14 protein-coding genes are annotated in these 16,554 nt (G+C 47.5%); 5 read left to right on the top strand and 9 right to left on the bottom strand.

Going from position 1 to position 16,554, the window contains the following annotated elements:
- Positions 1-11: 11 nt before the first annotated feature.
- From J8N69_RS04350 to J8N69_RS04335, 4 genes are all read right to left on the bottom strand, one after another.
- Complete coding sequence (locus J8N69_RS04350; RefSeq protein ID WP_168826778.1) at positions 12-992, bottom strand: LysR family transcriptional regulator; 981 nt, start codon at positions 990-992, stop codon at positions 12-14.
- 85 nt (positions 993-1,077) lie between these two features.
- The gene (locus J8N69_RS04345) at positions 1,078-4,167 is read right to left on the bottom strand and encodes an efflux RND transporter permease subunit (RefSeq protein WP_168826781.1); all 3,090 of its coding nucleotides are present in this window, start codon (positions 4,165-4,167) and stop codon (positions 1,078-1,080) included.
- Entirely contained in the window at positions 4,167-5,282 is a 1,116-nt protein-coding gene (locus J8N69_RS04340) for an efflux RND transporter periplasmic adaptor subunit (RefSeq protein ID WP_168826783.1), read from the bottom strand. The genes J8N69_RS04345 and J8N69_RS04340 overlap by 1 nt, the downstream gene beginning before the upstream one ends.
- 114 nt (positions 5,283-5,396) lie before the next feature.
- Complete coding sequence (locus J8N69_RS04335) at positions 5,397-6,305, bottom strand: LysR family transcriptional regulator (protein WP_168826785.1); 909 nt, start codon at positions 6,303-6,305, stop codon at positions 5,397-5,399.
- Positions 6,306-6,446: 141 nt separating this feature from the next.
- On the opposite strand from J8N69_RS04335, the gene J8N69_RS04330 reads away from it, so the two are divergent.
- From J8N69_RS04330 to J8N69_RS04320, 3 genes are all read left to right on the top strand, one after another.
- Positions 6,447-7,937, top strand: a complete 1,491-nt coding sequence (locus J8N69_RS04330; RefSeq protein WP_168826786.1) for a CoA-acylating methylmalonate-semialdehyde dehydrogenase — start codon at positions 6,447-6,449, stop codon at positions 7,935-7,937.
- A 138-nt stretch (positions 7,938-8,075) separates the two neighbouring features.
- Positions 8,076-8,699 (top strand): COG3904 family protein, encoded by a 624-nt coding sequence (locus J8N69_RS04325; RefSeq protein ID WP_168826788.1) that lies wholly within the window; start codon positions 8,076-8,078, stop codon positions 8,697-8,699.
- 20 nt (positions 8,700-8,719) lie between these two features.
- On the top strand, positions 8,720-8,995 hold the full coding sequence (locus tag J8N69_RS04320; protein WP_168826789.1) for a DUF1289 domain-containing protein: 276 nt from the start codon (positions 8,720-8,722) through the stop codon (positions 8,993-8,995).
- Positions 8,996-8,998: 3 nt separating this feature from the next.
- Here the strand turns inward: J8N69_RS04320 and radA are convergent, their stop codons facing one another.
- The 4 genes from radA to glnK form a co-directional block, all read right to left on the bottom strand.
- Positions 8,999-10,387: a DNA repair protein RadA gene (gene radA, locus J8N69_RS04315; RefSeq protein WP_168826791.1), complete on the bottom strand. Its 1,389-nt coding sequence runs from the start codon at positions 10,385-10,387 to the stop codon at positions 8,999-9,001.
- Between the two features lie 121 nt (positions 10,388-10,508).
- The gene (locus J8N69_RS04310) at positions 10,509-12,038 is read right to left on the bottom strand and encodes a carbon-nitrogen hydrolase family protein (RefSeq protein ID WP_168826793.1); all 1,530 of its coding nucleotides are present in this window, start codon (positions 12,036-12,038) and stop codon (positions 10,509-10,511) included.
- Positions 12,039-12,204: 166 nt separating this feature from the next.
- Complete coding sequence (locus J8N69_RS04305; RefSeq protein ID WP_168826795.1) at positions 12,205-13,470, bottom strand: ammonium transporter; 1,266 nt, start codon at positions 13,468-13,470, stop codon at positions 12,205-12,207.
- Between the two features lie 39 nt (positions 13,471-13,509).
- Positions 13,510-13,848: a P-II family nitrogen regulator gene (gene glnK, locus J8N69_RS04300; RefSeq protein WP_024023270.1), complete on the bottom strand. Its 339-nt coding sequence runs from the start codon at positions 13,846-13,848 to the stop codon at positions 13,510-13,512.
- A 503-nt stretch (positions 13,849-14,351) separates the two neighbouring features.
- Here glnK and J8N69_RS04295 point away from each other — a divergent pair.
- Positions 14,352-14,591 carry an accessory factor UbiK family protein gene (locus J8N69_RS04295; RefSeq protein ID WP_168826797.1) on the top strand — a complete coding sequence of 80 codons (240 nt, stop codon included), beginning with the start codon at positions 14,352-14,354 and terminating at the stop codon, positions 14,589-14,591.
- Positions 14,592-14,609: 18 nt separating this feature from the next.
- Here J8N69_RS04295 and J8N69_RS04290 read toward each other — a convergent pair whose 3' ends face one another.
- Positions 14,610-14,831 carry a TIGR02450 family Trp-rich protein gene (locus J8N69_RS04290; protein ID WP_168826799.1) on the bottom strand — a complete coding sequence of 74 codons (222 nt, stop codon included), beginning with the start codon at positions 14,829-14,831 and terminating at the stop codon, positions 14,610-14,612.
- A 95-nt stretch (positions 14,832-14,926) separates the two neighbouring features.
- Between J8N69_RS04290 and J8N69_RS04285 the strand changes: the two genes are divergently transcribed.
- Positions 14,927-16,435, top strand: coding sequence for a YifB family Mg chelatase-like AAA ATPase (locus J8N69_RS04285; protein ID WP_168826801.1), 1,509 nt, complete (start codon positions 14,927-14,929; stop codon positions 16,433-16,435).
- Positions 16,436-16,554 lie beyond the last annotated feature (119 nt).

Genomic DNA, 16,554 nt, shown 5'->3' with positions numbered 1-16,554 from the left:
AAAAGTGGTTATTATGTTGGTGGGTGCATCCAAGGAGATTCACGCATGAAGTAAATAATTTGCTCCCTTAGCCAGCGGTGTGCAAGGTCGTTATTAAAGCGCTCATGCCAGAAGATATGAATCGGGTGACGCCCATTATATTCATCCAGCCCCAACACTTCCTCGGGGATGGGTAACAGCTTTACTGGATAAAAGTGGGCTTTTTCGCACATAACCTGCAAAAACAAATCGCCAATTGAACGTGAGGTAACCAAGGCCATACCGCGTTTTACGGCCTGCATGGCGACCATTAAGCTATCCGTTTCTAGGCTGGGTTGTATTATGTGTCCCATTTGTTTGAGCTTCTGCTCCGTTTTTGAAAACGAACTGCTACGGTGACTGCGCAAATGATGCGTCACGACTTTGTGAGACAACAATTCGTCTAATGTCACTTCGTCTTTGTGGAACAAGGGATGCGCTTCACTGAGAACAATACAGGCTTCCATATAGCCGATAAGCTTATTGCGTATGTTTCCTGGCGTATCGCTAATGCGCATGATGCCAAGGTCGACATTGCCAGACACCAGCTCATCAACTTGGGAGTCCCCCCATGAGCTGATAGACAAGCGTAGTTTTGGCGCTTGATATTGCAAAGACGCCAGTAGGGGCTCGATGAAATTTTCTAAATCACCTTCGTCAGCGCGTAATTTAAAACGTCGGTCTAGGGTTTTTAAGTCCAGTGAGTTTGGGCTCATTAACTCAGACAAGGAGCTGAGAATAGGCTGAATCAGATCGTGCAACTCCGATGCTCTAGCGGTCGGTGTTAATCCATAGGCTTGACGAGTAAACAGCGAGTCTTTAAAAAGTTCTCGCAGTCTTTGCAGGCTTTTACTGAGGGCCGGCTGCGTTACATTCAGTCGTTCTGCGGCCCGTGACACACTGCTTTCTTCCATGATGGTGACGAAAGCAACGAGTAATTTTATGTCCAGCTTTAAAATATCGTCTAGGTGCATAATTTTCTCGATAAAATAGCGGAATTGTAAATCAAGCCCTTTAGCGCTGTTAAAGGCACTAAGGGGCTACCAGAGGAGCTAAGGATCAATCGAATTCGCTGTGGTGGCGATATTTGACGCGGAACAGCAACGTGTAGAAAACCGGTACAGCGATTAGGGTCAAAATGGTCGCAAAGGCTAAGCCAAACGAAATAACCACGGCCATGCCTTCAAAGAAGCCATCAAAAAGTAATGGTACCATACCAAGAATCGTTGTTACCGCCGCCATACAAACGGGTCGAACACGGCTCACAGCGGAGTTGAAGATGGCTTCATACTTCTCTGTGCCTTGCTCAAGCTCGTAATTGATTTGGTCGGCCAGTACGATGCCATTTTTGACCGTCATACCGGAAAGACTCAAAAAGCCAAGTAGCGCCATAAAACTAAACGCTGAGTTCATCACCAGCAGTCCGGTAGAGACACCGATTAATGCTAATGGCACACAGAACCAGATCGTCAGTGGTACTCGAATTGAGTTAAACAATAAGATGGTGATGATGAACATAAACAGGTAACCCATGGGTAAGGCGCTGAAAATATTGGCCTGCGCATCGGTGCTGCTTTCGTACTCGCCACCCCATTCTAATGTGTAACCCGGCGGTAATGAAATTTCCTCTATGGCGCCACGGGTGCGGCCGAAAATCGACATCGCGGTTTCATCGCCTAAGATTTTAGGGTCTGCCATGACTGTAATCGTGCGCTTACGGTCACGACGCTCGATAATCGGATCTTCCCATACGGTTTCAAAGCCTGACACTAGGGTGGATAAGGTGACATATGAGCCCGATGCTGGACTGTAAATTTGTAAGTCACGGATTTGATCAATCGACACGCGCTCGTTCGCGGGTGCTTTGCGCACGATTGGCAAAAGGTCCGTGCCTTCACGATACAGGCCAATTTGGGAGCCGGTAAAGTTGGTTAACAGCACGTCGTCTAGTTCCGTTTTGCTGATCCCTAAACGTCGAGCCTGAGCATCATTAAAGATAGGGCGCAGCACTTTAACGGGCTGACGCCAGTCATCTTTGATGTTTTCAAGCCCGCCATCGTCGCGATAAATTTGCTGGATCTGCGTACTGACTTGGCGTAATACTTTTGGGTCAGGGCCGCTGATTCGCGTTTCAAGTTTGGCACCAGTTGAGGGGCCCAACTGCAAACGCTGCAGTTTGACTTCCAGTTCAGGGTGCTCTTCTTGCATCTTGTAATAAAGCTCTTCGAGCAGCGCGGGAATGACGTCTTTGTCAGTGGTACGCACAATAAACTGCGCGTAGCTGTTGTTGGCTTGCTTCGCTTCGTAGGTCAGCATAAAGCGCAATGCGCCTTGTCCTGTTGTTGATGTCACGCTTTCAATACGGTCATCTTTTAGTAGGTCTTGCTCAATACTCTGCACTTTTTGATAGGTGTCTTCAATGTGCGTGCCTTCTGGCATTTGGATGTCCATGTAGAACATCGGTGTCGTTGACGGCGGGAAGAAAGCTTGTTTAACAAATTGAAACGCCCAACCTGATACCAAGAGTGAGGCTATTAACAACACAACGGTCGTCCAGCGATAGTGCATTGCCTTGTCTAATAACCACTTATAGGCGGTGAAGATAAAGCCTTGGTAAGGGTCAATTGATACGTCTGTATCGCTTGAGTCTTGGTTTGCCGCTGCGATGCTTTCTTTGAAAAATAGATCACAGAAAAACGGCGTTAAGGTGATGGCTGTAATCCAGCTAAGGAACAGTGAAATTAACAACACATAAAAAAGCGAGCCAACAAATTCGCCTACGGCATCTGGCGACAATCCAATCGGGGCAAACGCCGTGATAGCAATCACTGTCGCACCGAGTAGCGGCCACTTGGTTTGTTTGACCACAGCGCTGGCGGCTTGCAGTTTTGTCATGCCTCTTTGCATGCCAATAAGGACACCTTCGGTCACCACAATGGCATTATCGACCAGCATCCCTAAGGCGATAATCAAGCCCCCTAAAGAGATGCGCTGCAGGTTGATTTTGAAGTAATCCATCACGATGAAAGTGCCAAGAATGGTCAACAACAAAATGATGCCAATCAAGATACCTGAGCGAATGCCCATAAACACCAAAAGTACCAGAATAACGATACCAACGGCTTCTGCTAGGTTTAGCAAAAAGTTAGACACAGAGCGGTCTACTTCTTTTGACTGAAAGTAGATGGGATCCATGCTTAAACCAACCGGTTGTTGGTATTCTAACTCGGCAATTTTTTCTTCTAACGCTGCCCCAATTTTAACAACGTTCACATTGGAAGAAAAAGAAACGCCTAATAACAATGACTTAGAACCATTAAATCCAACAATATGTGTTCTGGGTTCAACGTATTCGCGTTTAATCGTAGCGATGTCTTTTAAACGGATAAGGTTGCCATCAATGGGCGTGCCAACAATCAGGTTTTCTAACTCAGAAATATCTTGGAACTCTCCTGTTGGGCTAATGCGAATGTATTCGCTGCCCACTTTTACCTTGCCGGCATTGGAGACGCTGTTTTGATTTTTCAGAAGACTTTCTAGTTGGCTAGGTGAAATCCCCATATTGGTCAGTTTAGAGCGAGATATTTCAATCGTTACTTGCTCGTCTTGCTCACCCGCCACTGTTACTTTGGCCACGCCGTCAACGAGTACTAATTCGCGTTTAACATAGTCAACGTAGTTTTCTAGATCTTTGTAGGGGTAGCCTTCACCATAGATGGCCAACATGACACCGTATACATCACCGAAATCATCCACAACGACAGGCGTTGCAACGCCAGCGGGGAAATTGCCGGAAATATCACGGATTTTTTTGCGTACTTCGTCCCAAATTTGCTTTAGTTCTTGGGCGCGATAAGTGTCTTTAATGGTGAGCTGAACTTTAGAGTAGCCCGCTTTTGAGGTCGAGGTGATTTTATCTACGTAAGGCAGATTTTGCAGCTCGCGTTCAATAGGATAAGTGACTTCTTCTTCTACTTGTTCTGGTGACGCACCAGGGTAGTAAGTGATAACCAAAGAATCCTTGATGGTAAACTCAGGGTCTTCAAGTTGCCCTAAGTTGGTAAACGCGATGATGCCACCGATTAATAAAATCAGGGTAACCATCCAGCTGGTGACTTTACGCTTTATAAAATAGGCTGCAATATCCATTATAGACCTCGCTCACGTGTCCAAGGGCGTACGTGCATAGAATCGGTGAGGCTGTAAACTCCCGCCGCCACAATTTGCTCACCAGCGCTCAGCCCAGAAGTGATTTCGACTTGGTCGTCCAGCAATGCCCCTAGTGTAACGGTGCGGCTCTCTACTTTTTGTGTGTCCTTGTTGAATACCCAAACACTACTATTGGATTGCCCTGTGCTGGTATCTTCATGGCGAAGAACGGCCTCGACAGGAACGGTAATGTGCTTTTCTTTGCCCAAAATCGTACTAAGGTCAATGTCGACATTGGCGGTCATGCCGGGTAATAAAGTCTGTTCGACAGAGGGCTTTTTAATCAAATTTAAGGTGACGTTGTAAGCCATTGTGGTGTCATCTGGCGTGGTGTTGTGTTCCTTATAGGTGCCGTAAAGCTTTTCCTTGGGCGCAACATCGACCACGACATTTGCCATGTAATCTGCATGGGTACTTTTGATACTGACGACAAGACTTTCAGGCACTTGGAACTCAACATCAAGCTGGTCAATGTTTTGAATGTGCATGAGGGTTTGAGTGGCGCTGACATACTGAAAATTTTCGGTGCTTACTGACGCAATAACGCCATCAAACGGCGCGAAAACCTGAGTGTAATTAAGCTGATTTTTGGACGACTGTAAGGCGTTATTGGCCTGATCCAATGACGCTTTGGCTGAATCATATTCCGACTTTGTGGTGGCGTTCTGTTTGAAAATGGTCTGAATACGTTTGAATTGTGCTTCGGCTAAATACTGGTTCGCTTGTGCCAGCTCAACCTGCAGTTTGAAATCGGTTGTATCAAGTGACGCCAATCGTTCGCCTTTTTTAACGCGTTGTCCTGAAACAACGTTTAGTTGCATCAATTGGCCGCCAACACGAAACGCCAAGTCGGCTTCTTCGCTGGCTTTTAACTCTGCTGGGAAGCGGCGGATATTAATCGCATCGGTGGATTCGATGGTAATCAGTTTGACCGGGCGGACAATGTCCTTTTCCACAACCGTGTCTTCATTTTGATCGGATGAGCAGGCTGTTAAGAATAATGATGCGGCTAATGTGGCACTCATTATTATGTTGTTTCGCTTTGCGCGCTTCATTTATGGCTCCGTATAGTAGGAAGGTTTTTAGACTAGAATGAATCCATTTTATATCTCTTACCTAAGGATATGAATTTTTAAATATATATGAAAGATATGCTATTGATGAATATCTTACTGTGTTTTTTCTAATTCCTTTAAAAAGGTTGCCAAGATGAGGTTGGTTCGTGCGCCTTTTCGAGTGATCGCGGAAAATTGTGTAATGTAATGACATTCTGTTGGCAAAATGGTCTTCATTCTACCGTCTCGCACCCAGCGTTCTGCCACGTGATCGGGTAAGAAGCCAATGTAACGGCCTGTTAAAATCAAAAAAGCAATGCCTTCTCGGTCGGTGGCAGTGGCGCTTGCGCTAAGAGGTTGGTGTTGCGCTTTTATGTCAGGGGTTTGGGCATAAGCCGGAAGTACCGCGTCAAAGTCTTTTAACTGAGTTTTTGATATTTTGCTGTCTGCTAACTCAAACAGAGGGTGTGTATCGCTGCAATAGAGCTTGGATTCTTCTTCGTAAAGGTGATGGTAATCCAAACCGCTGAGAATTTTCAGGTCCGGCACAATGCCAATATGCAGCCGACCATCGAGCACGCCTCTTTCTACATCGGTAGGGGGAATCATGCGAATGTTGATATTGACCTGCGGACCTTTGTCTTTCAGTCCGGCCAATGCTCGCGTAATACGAGTATGAGGAAGCGTGACTAGGTTGTCGGTAATACCGATATTGAGCGCGCCTTTTAAATGCTGGTGGAGGGCGTTGATGTTGGTTCTAAAGTCATCTATCGACGATAAAAGCTGCAAAGTGTAGTCATAGACTTGACTGCCTTCGTTGGTGAGCGAAAAACCAGACCGTCCACGCTGGCAAAGCCGAAAGCCTAAGCGGGTTTCTAAGTCTGATATGGCAATGCTAATCGCGGCCCGGCTGATATTAAGCTCAACTTCCGCGGCGGAAAATCCGCCACATTCTACTACGGTGCGGTAAATGCGTAATATGCGTAAATCGGCGTCACTTATTTGGCTGTGAAATTGTTTCATCTTGTTCTCATCAGGTTATTTTGATGGCGTTTAAAGTTAATTAAATGATTAACTAAGCGTTAATAGATTCAGATTTTTATAATTTATGTCTCAGGCATAGTAGAGTCAATACACAGTCTCTTTTAATAGATAGGAAGCCCTATGGAAATCATCAGACATTTGATTAACGGTCATTATTCAGAGCAAGCCGAACGCACTCAGGATGTGTTTAATCCAGCCACTGGCACGGTTGCAAAAAAAGTGGCTATTGCCTCTCGTGAAACGGTTGAAGAAGCGATTACAGCGGCTCAAGCGGCGTACCCAGACTGGCGAAATACACCGCCGTTAAAACGTGCTCGTATTATGTTTAACTACAAAGCATTATTGGAAAAGCATGCCGATAAGATTTGTGCGTTGATCGGCGCGGAGCATGGCAAAATTTGCCATGACGCGGCGGGAGAGTTACAGCGTGGCATAGAAAACGTCGAGTACGCATGTGGCGCGCCAGAATTGCTAAAAGGCGAGTACAGCAAAAACGTCGGGCCAAACATCGACTCGTGGAGTGAATTTCAACCGCTCGGTGTGGTCGCTGGTATTACCCCCTTTAATTTCCCTGCCATGGTGCCTTTGTGGATGTTTCCGATGGCGATTGTGTGCGGCAATACCTTTATCTTAAAACCCTCCGAGCGTGATCCAAGTACCGCGTTGTTTATCGCTGAGTTACTGCATGAAGCGGGGTTGCCTGCTGGCGTGTTCAACGTGGTTAATGGCGACAAGGTCGCGGTAGATACTTTATTAGAAGACAAACGTGTGAAAGCGGTGAGTTTTGTCGGTTCCACGCCGATTGCGGAATACATTTACAGCAAAGCCAGTGCGAATGGTAAACGTTGCCAAGCGCTGGGCGGCGCGAAAAACCACGCCATTGTGATGCCCGATGCGGACATGGATAACGTGGTTAGTCAATTATTGGGCGCGGCGTTTGGCTCGTCTGGCGAGCGTTGTATGGCCTTGTCTGTGGCGGTTGCCGTCGGTAAAGCGGCAGGCGACGCTCTGGTTAGCAAAATGGCCGCCGCGATGAAGCCGCTGAAAGTGGGCGAATGCTCAGACAAAAGCAATGATTTTGGCCCTGTCATCACCAAAGAGCACAAAGACAAGGTGGTGGGGTTTATTAACAGTGCCGAATCTCAAGGCGCCACGGTGGTGGTCGATGGCCGATCTCCTAAAGTGTCGGGCTATGAAAATGGTTTTTTTGTTGGCGCGACCTTGATTGATGGCGTCACTAAAGACATGGACAGTTATCAACAAGAAATCTTTGGTCCTGTGTTGCAAGTGGTTCGAGTCGAAACCATGGAAGAAGCCATGACCCTGATTAACGAGCATGAATACGGCAACGGTACTTGCATCTTCACCCGTGATGGCGAGGCCGCACGTTACTTCTCTGATCATATTGAAGTGGGCATGGTAGGGATTAATGTGCCTTTACCTGTGCCTGTTGCTTATCATAGCTTTGGTGGTTGGAAGCGTTCTTTGTTTGGGGATTTACACGCCTACGGCCCTGACGCAGTACGCTTTTACACCAAGCGCAAAACCATTACTCAGCGCTGGCCTTCGGCTGGGGTGCGAGAGGGCAAGAGCTTCTCTTTTCCCTCCTAAACCAGGGTTTTTGTCCCGGGCATTTCTATTTCATTAGACGTGCTTTTTAATAGCTGCCCATTTTTCTATGGGTGGCTATTTTTTTATGGTCTATTATTGCGTAATCTAAGCGTGTTTTTAATTTAAGTTGGATCTTCTATGGCGATCAAGTTTTTCCCTTTAACGGCGGTGAAATGGTTTCCGTCGTTATTGGTGATGTTGTCGGTGACAGCGTTGGCGGGTTGCGCTGCGCCGTTTGACGCGGCTAAACGTACTCAGGTTGAAGGACAACTGACTATCGAAATGGATGGCAATTCTGCTTATTTATCCGGTGTGTTGGGCCGCGATCTTGTTGAGCAATTGAGTGGTTTGGTGCGTAAATACCCGAATGTAACCGATTTGATATTGGTGGATGTGCCAGGGTCCGTTGACCAGCAAGCCACAATGGAAGGCGCACGTCTGATTCGTCGGCTTGGTTTGAATACTCACATTGCATCGACCGGTTATGTGCTTTCTGGTGGTGTCGATCTATTTTTAGGTGGCGTTGAACGCAGCATTGGTGCAGGTGCTGGTGTGGGCGTACATACTTGGTCAGACGGGACTAGACTGAAAGCCATCAATCTCAATAAGACAGATCCAGTGCACGCAGTCTATGTGAATTTTTATCTGGAAATGGGCGTTCCTGAAAGCTTTTATTGGTTTTCTTTAGACGCGGCGCCAGCGGACCGAGTGTATTTTCTGTCACCAGAAGAGGTCTATGACTTTCAACTTGCCACAGAATAAGCTGTAAAGCGGGAGGGGGTATGGAACAAATAGAACTGTTTACCATAGAAAGCCCCTGTCGAGGCGTGTGTGAAAACAGTAAAAAAGGCTTTTGCAAGGGATGCCTGCGCAGTCGAGAAGAGCGCTTTCACTGGTTTTCTTTATCGGATGAAGCGCGTCATCATGTGCTTGATTTATGCAAACTGCGTCGGGCTCGGCTATTAAAAGCCCGACAAGATCGATTGGCAGCCGACTCCGCTAAGGCGCTGCCATACGGCATGGAAGACGAACCAATCGCCGATCTTTTTGATTTTTAACTATCAATGCTCAAAAATCGCATCAAGCGCTTCTGATAAACGTTCAACCCCAATCACCTTCATGCCTTCAATGGGTTTTTTCGGGCAGTTGGCTTTGGGCACTACGGCTCTGGTAAAGCCATGTTTAGCGGCTTCGCTGATGCGTTCTTGTCCTGACGGCACCGGGCGAATTTCACCAGACAAACCGACTTCCCCCAGCACCACCAAATCATGGGGCAAGACTCGATCACGGAAGCTAGACACCACCGCGGCGATGGCGGCGAGATCGGCGCTGGTTTCCAATACTTTCACGCCGCCCACTACGTTTAGATACACATCTTGGTCGGATGTCAGTAGACCGCCGTGCTTGTGTAAAACCGCCAACAGCATGGCGAGGCGATTATGGTCAAAGCCCACGGTCACTCGCCTTGGGTTGCCTAGGGCGGAATCATCAACCAGTGCCTGCAGCTCCACCAATAATGGTCGTGTGCCTTCCCAAACCACCATCACTAGGCTGCCTGCCGCGGGATGTTTACTGCGGTTTAAGAAAATAGAGCTAGGGTTTTTCACTTCTTTTAAGCCGTTTTCGAGCATGGCAAAAACGCCCAACTCATTAACGGCGCCAAAGCGGTTTTTCATGCCGCGAAGAGTACGAAAACGCGAGTCTTCAGAGCCTTCGAGTAGCACAGAGCAATCCACCATGTGCTCAAGGACTTTGGGTCCAGCGAGTGTGCCGTCTTTAGTGACATGACCCACCAGCAAGACGGCAGTTTGGGTTTGCTTGGCAAAGCGGGTTAAGACGGCGGCGCTTTCTCGCACTTGTGACACGCTACCGGGTGCGGATTCTACGCCGTCCAAATGCATCACTTGGATCGAGTCGATCACCATGACCTTGGGTTTGACTTGCTGGGCGATGTTTAAAATCGCTTCCACATTGGTTTCCGACAGCATTTTTAGGTTTTGCGTCGGCAGGCCAAGGCGCAGTGCGCGCATGGCCACTTGTTGAAGCGATTCTTCGCCGGTGACATAAAGCGCACTTTGTTGTTGCGCGAGCCAGCACATGGTTTGCAGTAACAGGGTGCTTTTCCCTGCGCCAGGTGAGCCGCCTATTAACACCACGCCACCGGGCACCAACCCGCCGCCTAATACGCGGTCGAATTCATTTGCGCCAGAACTAAAGCGAGGTACGTCACCTAAATCAATATCGGATAAATTCTGAATGCCAGTGATGGCTCCAGCATAGCCTTGGTAGCGAGGGTCTTGGTTCGCAGCGACGCGTGCAGAGGTTTTTCCTGCTGTCAGGCGGATTTCAGATAAGGAGTTCCATGCGCTGCAGGCTTGGCATTGCCCTTGCCATTTGGCGTAGTCTGCGCCACATTCATTGCATACAAAAGCGGTTTTTGCTTTGGCCATGAGAGTCTCTTTAGTCATGCTTTAGTGTCATTAAAAAGACGCTAGAAAGCGCCTTTAAAGTCTGCATTATGATCCTAAAATAGGAGTGTGTAATAACGTCCATGTTATCACGTGCTAGACCTTACTTTTGTTTTTTCCAATTTACTGAGTAAAGGTCGGTGCGACGATCTTTAAGATTGTTGACTGACCCTTCGCTGCGAGTCAGTTTCAGTTTATCCAGATCCAAATCTGAGAACATGATCATTTCTGTGTTGGGCGTGGTTTCCGCCATCACGGCATCGTGTGGATAAGAAAAGTCTGAAGGCGAGAAAACAGAGCTTTGCGCATACTGAATGTCTAGGTTTTCCACTTGTGGCAAGTTGCCACAGCTACCACAAATCACCACATAACATTCGTTCTCAATGGCGCGGGCTTGAGCACAACGACGTACGCGTAAATAGCCATTTTTGGTGTCGGTCCAGAAAGGCACAAACAAGATGTCCATGTCTTGCTCGGCCAGTAATCGACCTAATTCAGGGAATTCCACGTCATAACAAATCAAGATGCCGACTCGACCGGCATCGGTGTTAAACACGCGCAGTTCATTGCCACCCTCGATAACCCAGTCACGGCGTTCGTGGGGCGTAATGTGGATTTTCTTTTGTTCTTCTACCGTGCCGTCACGACGACACAAATAACTGACATTATAAACAATCTCGTCTTCAATCACCGGCATAGAACCCGTAATCACGTTGATATTGTAGCTGACCGCGAATTGTGTCATTTCATTGATAAAGCGTTCCGTAAAGCTTGCCAAAAAGCGAATCGCCTCAGTTTGATTGCTTTGGTCTGGGCTTAAACCAATTAGGGGGGCGTTGAAAAATTCAGGGAATAAAACAAAGTCACTTTTGTAATCGGACACGGCGTCGATAAAGTATTCGACTTGCTTTAATAGCTCGTCAACGCTTTCCACTTCACGCATTTGCCACTGAATGGCACCAATGCGCACTTGGGTTTTACGCGAACGAATGACGTTGGTGTCTGGTTCGAAGAAGATGTTTTTCCATTCCAATAAGGTGGCGTAACCTTGCGATTTTTCATCTTCTGGCATGTAGCGTTTTAACAAGCGCGTGACTTGGAAGTCGTTAGACAATTGGAAGGTTAAAATAGGGTCATAAATTTTACGTTCACGAACCGCTTCTAAGTATTCCGCCGCGCTCATTTCGTGGGCATGTTCGTGGTAATTAGGAATACGGCCACCGGCTAAAATGGCGCGCAAATTGTGCTGACGACACAGCTCTTTTCGGGCTTCGTAAAGACGACGACCAAGACGATAGCCGCGGTATTCAGGCGCGATTAGGGCGTCTAAGCCATACATGGCATCACCGGTGGCGTCATTTAAAATATTTTCTTTCTGATCAACCAAGTCATCATAAGTGTGTGGGTTACTAAAACGCTGGTAACTGACTTGAACCGAGAGGGCGAGGCCAACAATTTTGCCATGGTCTTCTAAGCAAATTTGCCCTTCTGGGAAGTCTTTGATCAATTGATGGATGGTATGTTTCGGCCATGAACCACCAATGTCATGATAGACCTTATCCATGAGTACTTTTATTTCATCGTAATCATCATTGGTAAGGTTACGAATGGTTAAATGTAAATCGTCGTGCATATTGGCCCCTATAAATCGGTCTTATGTATCAGCCATGATAACGCGTATCGGAGCAGGGAAGTAGGTGAAAGGCGTAAAACTCATTTGCAGATAGGCGATAGAAATAGAAAACCCCCGCCGAGGCGAGGGTCTTGTATTAAAGCGAGTGAGAGTTTACGACGTGCGACTAATTTTTGCTGAATTCAGGGTATGCTTCCATACCGCATTCAGATAAATCAACGCCTTCGTATTCTTCTTCTTCCGTTACTCGAACCCCCATGATGGCTTTAATCACTAGCCAAACCACCAAGCTTGTGAAGAACACCCAAACGAAGATGGTCAACGCACCCGCGATTTGTCCGCCGAATGTCGTGCCGTCGTTTGTTAATGGTACCGCTAACAAGCCCCAAAGACCGACCACACCGTGAACAGAGATCGCGCCCACTGGATCGTCGATTTTAAGCTTGTCTAGGGTCAGAATAGACACCACAACAATCAAACCACCCACTAGACCGATAAGCGTTGCACCTAATGCAGACGGTGTATCAGGGCCTGCGGTGATGGCAACCAAGCCAGCCAATGCGCCGTTTAGAAGCATGGTAAGATCCGCTTTGCCAAACAGAATACGAGCTAGAATCAAGGCACCAATGGCACCACCCGCTGCGGCTGCGTTAGTATTCAAAAACACCATAGCCACCGAGTTTGCGTTGCCGATGTCGCCCAGTTTTAGCACCGAGCCACCGTTGAAACCGAACCAACCCATCCAAAGGATAAAGGTACCCAGCGTCGCCAGTGGTAAGTTAGCGCCAGGAATGGCACGTACTTCGCCGTTAGGGCCGTATTTGCCTTTACGAGCGCCCAGTACCAACACACCCGCTAATGCAGCAGAGGCACCTGCCATATGGACGATACCGGAACCAGCGAAGTCAGTGAAACCTAAGTCACCAAGGCTAAATATACCGAATACAGAACCGCCGCCCCACGTCCAGTTGCCTTCCATTGGGTAGATGAAACCTGTCATGACCACTGCAAACACTAGGAATGCCCATAGCTTCATGCGTTCCGCAACCGCGCCTGATACGATAGACATGGCCGTCGCGACGAACACCACTTGGAAGAAGAAGTCAGCCGCCCCAGCGTAAATAGAACCGCCTTCGAAGCCCCCTTCACGACCTGCAAAATCCGTCAAAGTAGAAGCCACATCGACCTCTTGAATACCGCTGAGAAACCAAGTGCCGCCATACATGATGGAGTAACCACACACCAAATACATGATGCAAGAAATAGCAAATAGTGCCACGTTTTTAGTAAGAATTTCCGTGGTGTTTTTGGCGCGTACTAGACCCGCTTCCAACATGGCAAATCCCGCCGCCATCCACATAACCAGTGCACCACACACCAAGAAGTAAAAGGTGTCCATGGCATATTGTAAGTGAAAAATTTGATCTTGCATGTTTCGCCCCCCTAAAGGCTTGTATGATTCGAGCCGTGATTAAACCGCTTCGACGCCTGTCTCGCCGGTACGAATACGAACCGCTTGTTCAAGGTTGACGATAAAGATCTTACCGTCGCCGATTTTGCCCGTGTTTGCCGCCCCTGTAATGGCTTCAACCACTTGGTCTGTCATGTCGTCTGCAATGGCCAGTTCGATTTTTACTTTTGGTAGAAAATCGACGACATATTCAGCGCCGCGGTATAGTTCTGTGTGGCCTTTTTGACGTCCGAAACCTTTTACTTCTGTGACGGTGATACCTTGAACACCGATTTCAGAAAGCGCTTCTCGAACATCATCGAGTTTAAATGGCTTGATGATGGCAGTTATAAGCTTCATACCCACTGTCTCCTTAAAAAGTCAGTTTTATTGTCGTATCGCAGGTACTTAGCCTTATTCAATATGCGTGCCACATATGGGTTAGCCCATAGAACAAGGGCTTTGTAAGGATTTTGTCGATTTTTTGAAATTAAAAAGAGCCCTCGATAAATTCATATCGTGCGGCATATTGGGGTGTGACGACGAAACGTTGCATTTAATTGGTGCGTATTCCGCTTTAAAGCCCAGCCTATTTCATCTAAAGGCCTTTATCTCATTGCTTTAAATCAGAAAATAATTGCGCTGGGGTGAGGGCGATTTATGCCCAGCCGAGCGGTTTTGTAATGATTAAATGGATCAGTTTTCAATTTCATGCACAAAAAATAGGCAGTCAGACGACATGCTGTGTTTGTAAACTGCGTCTATACAAAGCCATTCGCCAAAGATCTGCGTACAGAACTTGTTTGCACCTGACATAGGCCTCTATACTATTGAGCATTATGAATGCAAAAAATGGGAATCACATGATAGATCAATTTATCAAACAGCTTGGTACTGGCCTAGGGCAAGCGGCAGAAACATTGGGCAAGCTGCCAAAGGAAGAAATTCAAGCGCAGTTGCACGATGTCGCTCGTAATACACTCAGTAAAATGGATTTAGTGACCCGTGAAGAGTTTGAGGTGCAAGCCGCTATGTTGGCCAAATACCGTGAAAAACTCGCGATATTAGAAGCGCGCCTGAATGCGTTAGAGAAAAACGACTAAGTGGTTTTTATAAAGGGCTTATTTCCAGCCCTGTTGCCATTTTTCAGTCGAGGACAGCGTTTGCCAAGGTAGTTGATACTGATTTTTGTTGATCACCGCTTCAAGAAGACATTCTATGACGATGCCAGCTTCGTCTTTAATCAGTTTAGTGACGATGAAATGTTTTTCTTTTTGTTGCGGTGAGGTGGATGTCCACTTGGACAAAAGCAGCTTATTGGGGTTGATTTGGTGCCTAGCCATCTTGTTATCTCATTAAACATTGAGTCTTATATACGAAACCTGTGATGAGCTGGATCGCTTTTCACCGGAAATAATGATCATATCAAGGAGTGATTATGAGTTTAGCCACAATCTACAGCCGTGCCCGTGTTGGCGTATCTTCCCCTTTAGTGACAGTAGAAACCCACATCTCCAACGGATTACCTTCTTTAAATATCGTCGGTTTACCTGAAGCCGCCGTGCGTGAAGCCAAAGACCGCGTACGCAGCGCGATCATCAACAGTCATTTTGAATTTCCCACCCGCAGAGTCACCATCAACCTCGCGCCCGCGGATTTGCCCAAAGAAGGTGGGCGTTATGACCTAGCCATTGCTATTAGTGTATTGGCCGCATCGGGACAGCTGGGCGAATTGAATCTACGCGATATGGAATTTATTGGTGAGCTGGCCTTATCGGGCGATATTCGAGGGGTGCCGGGTTTATTGCCATCGGCGATTGCGTGTCATCATGCCAGCCGACAATTGATTCTTCCCGAAGATAACCAACAAGAAGCGGCGTTGGTGGAAGGCGACGCGGTGTTTGCCAAGCATCTTACTCAAGTCACGGCTCATCTACTAAACTTAAGTAAGTTGCCAGCGTGTGTGTCAAAACCCGCTGAGCCCTTGCCGTTAGACCATAAAGACATGCGCGATGTTAAAGGCCAATATCAAGCGAGGCGCGCCTTGGAAGTCGCCGCTGCGGGTGGTCATAACCTGCTATTTATTGGCCCGGCTGGCACAGGTAAAACCATGTTAGCATCCCGTTTGCCTAGCATTATGCCCGCCATGACAGAAGCCGAAGCGCTGGCGGTGGCGTCGGTGCAATCGGTAGCGGGGCGAAAAATGGGCCTCGACTGGTATTGGTCTGAACGTCCTTTTCGGTCGCCGCACCACTCTTGTTCGGCGGCGGCGTTAGTTGGTGGCGGTTCCATTCCTAAGCCGGGTGAAGCCTCGTTGGCCCATTGTGGTGTGTTATTTCTGGATGAATTGCCTGAATTTGACCGCAAGGTATTAGAAGTACTGCGTGAACCCTTAGAAAACGGCGAAGTGCATATTTCCCGTGCGCGCGGGCAAGTCACTTTTCCAGCGCGCTTTCAGCTGGTTGCCGCAATGAACGCCAGCAACGAAGCCTATAATGGCGGACAAGATTATTATCAATCCAGCGCCAGCCAAAAATACCTCAAAAAACTCTCAGCACCGTTTTTGGATCGTATCGACTTGCATGTGGAAGTGCCACCTTTGCCGTCTGATGTGTTAGTCAATGCGCAGGAAGAAGGGGAGTGCAGCGCCAGCGTTCGGGAGCGCGTGGAAAGAGCCGTGGCACGACAAAGAGCAAGACAAGGTGTGCAAAACGCCTTGTTAAGTGGTCGTCAATTAGAAGGTATATGTGCGTTAAGCGACGACGACAAGCAATTTATGCAGCAAGCCTTGGAGAAACTAAAACTCTCCGCTCGTGCCTATCATCGAGTGTTAAAAGTGGCACTCACCTTGGCGGATCTCAACGACTCACTCGTCACCCGAGCGCATTTAATGGAATCGTTAAGCTACCGGAAAATGGAAAAAACACTCAAATCCATAGTGTCTTAATATTTTCAGTCCTGACGTTTTCAGTATCGAGCCATGGTATGCCCTTGTGTTAGGTATTGTTCTTATATTAGGTATTGTTCTTATATTAGTTATTGTTGTTGGATGAGGTTATCTCTTAG

This window comes from Marinomonas profundi (genome assembly GCF_020694005.1).
Lineage (GTDB): Bacteria > Pseudomonadota > Gammaproteobacteria > Pseudomonadales > Marinomonadaceae > Marinomonas > Marinomonas profundi.
Note: the sequence above shows the minus strand (reverse complement) of the source record. Positions and strands in the feature narration are given on the sequence as shown.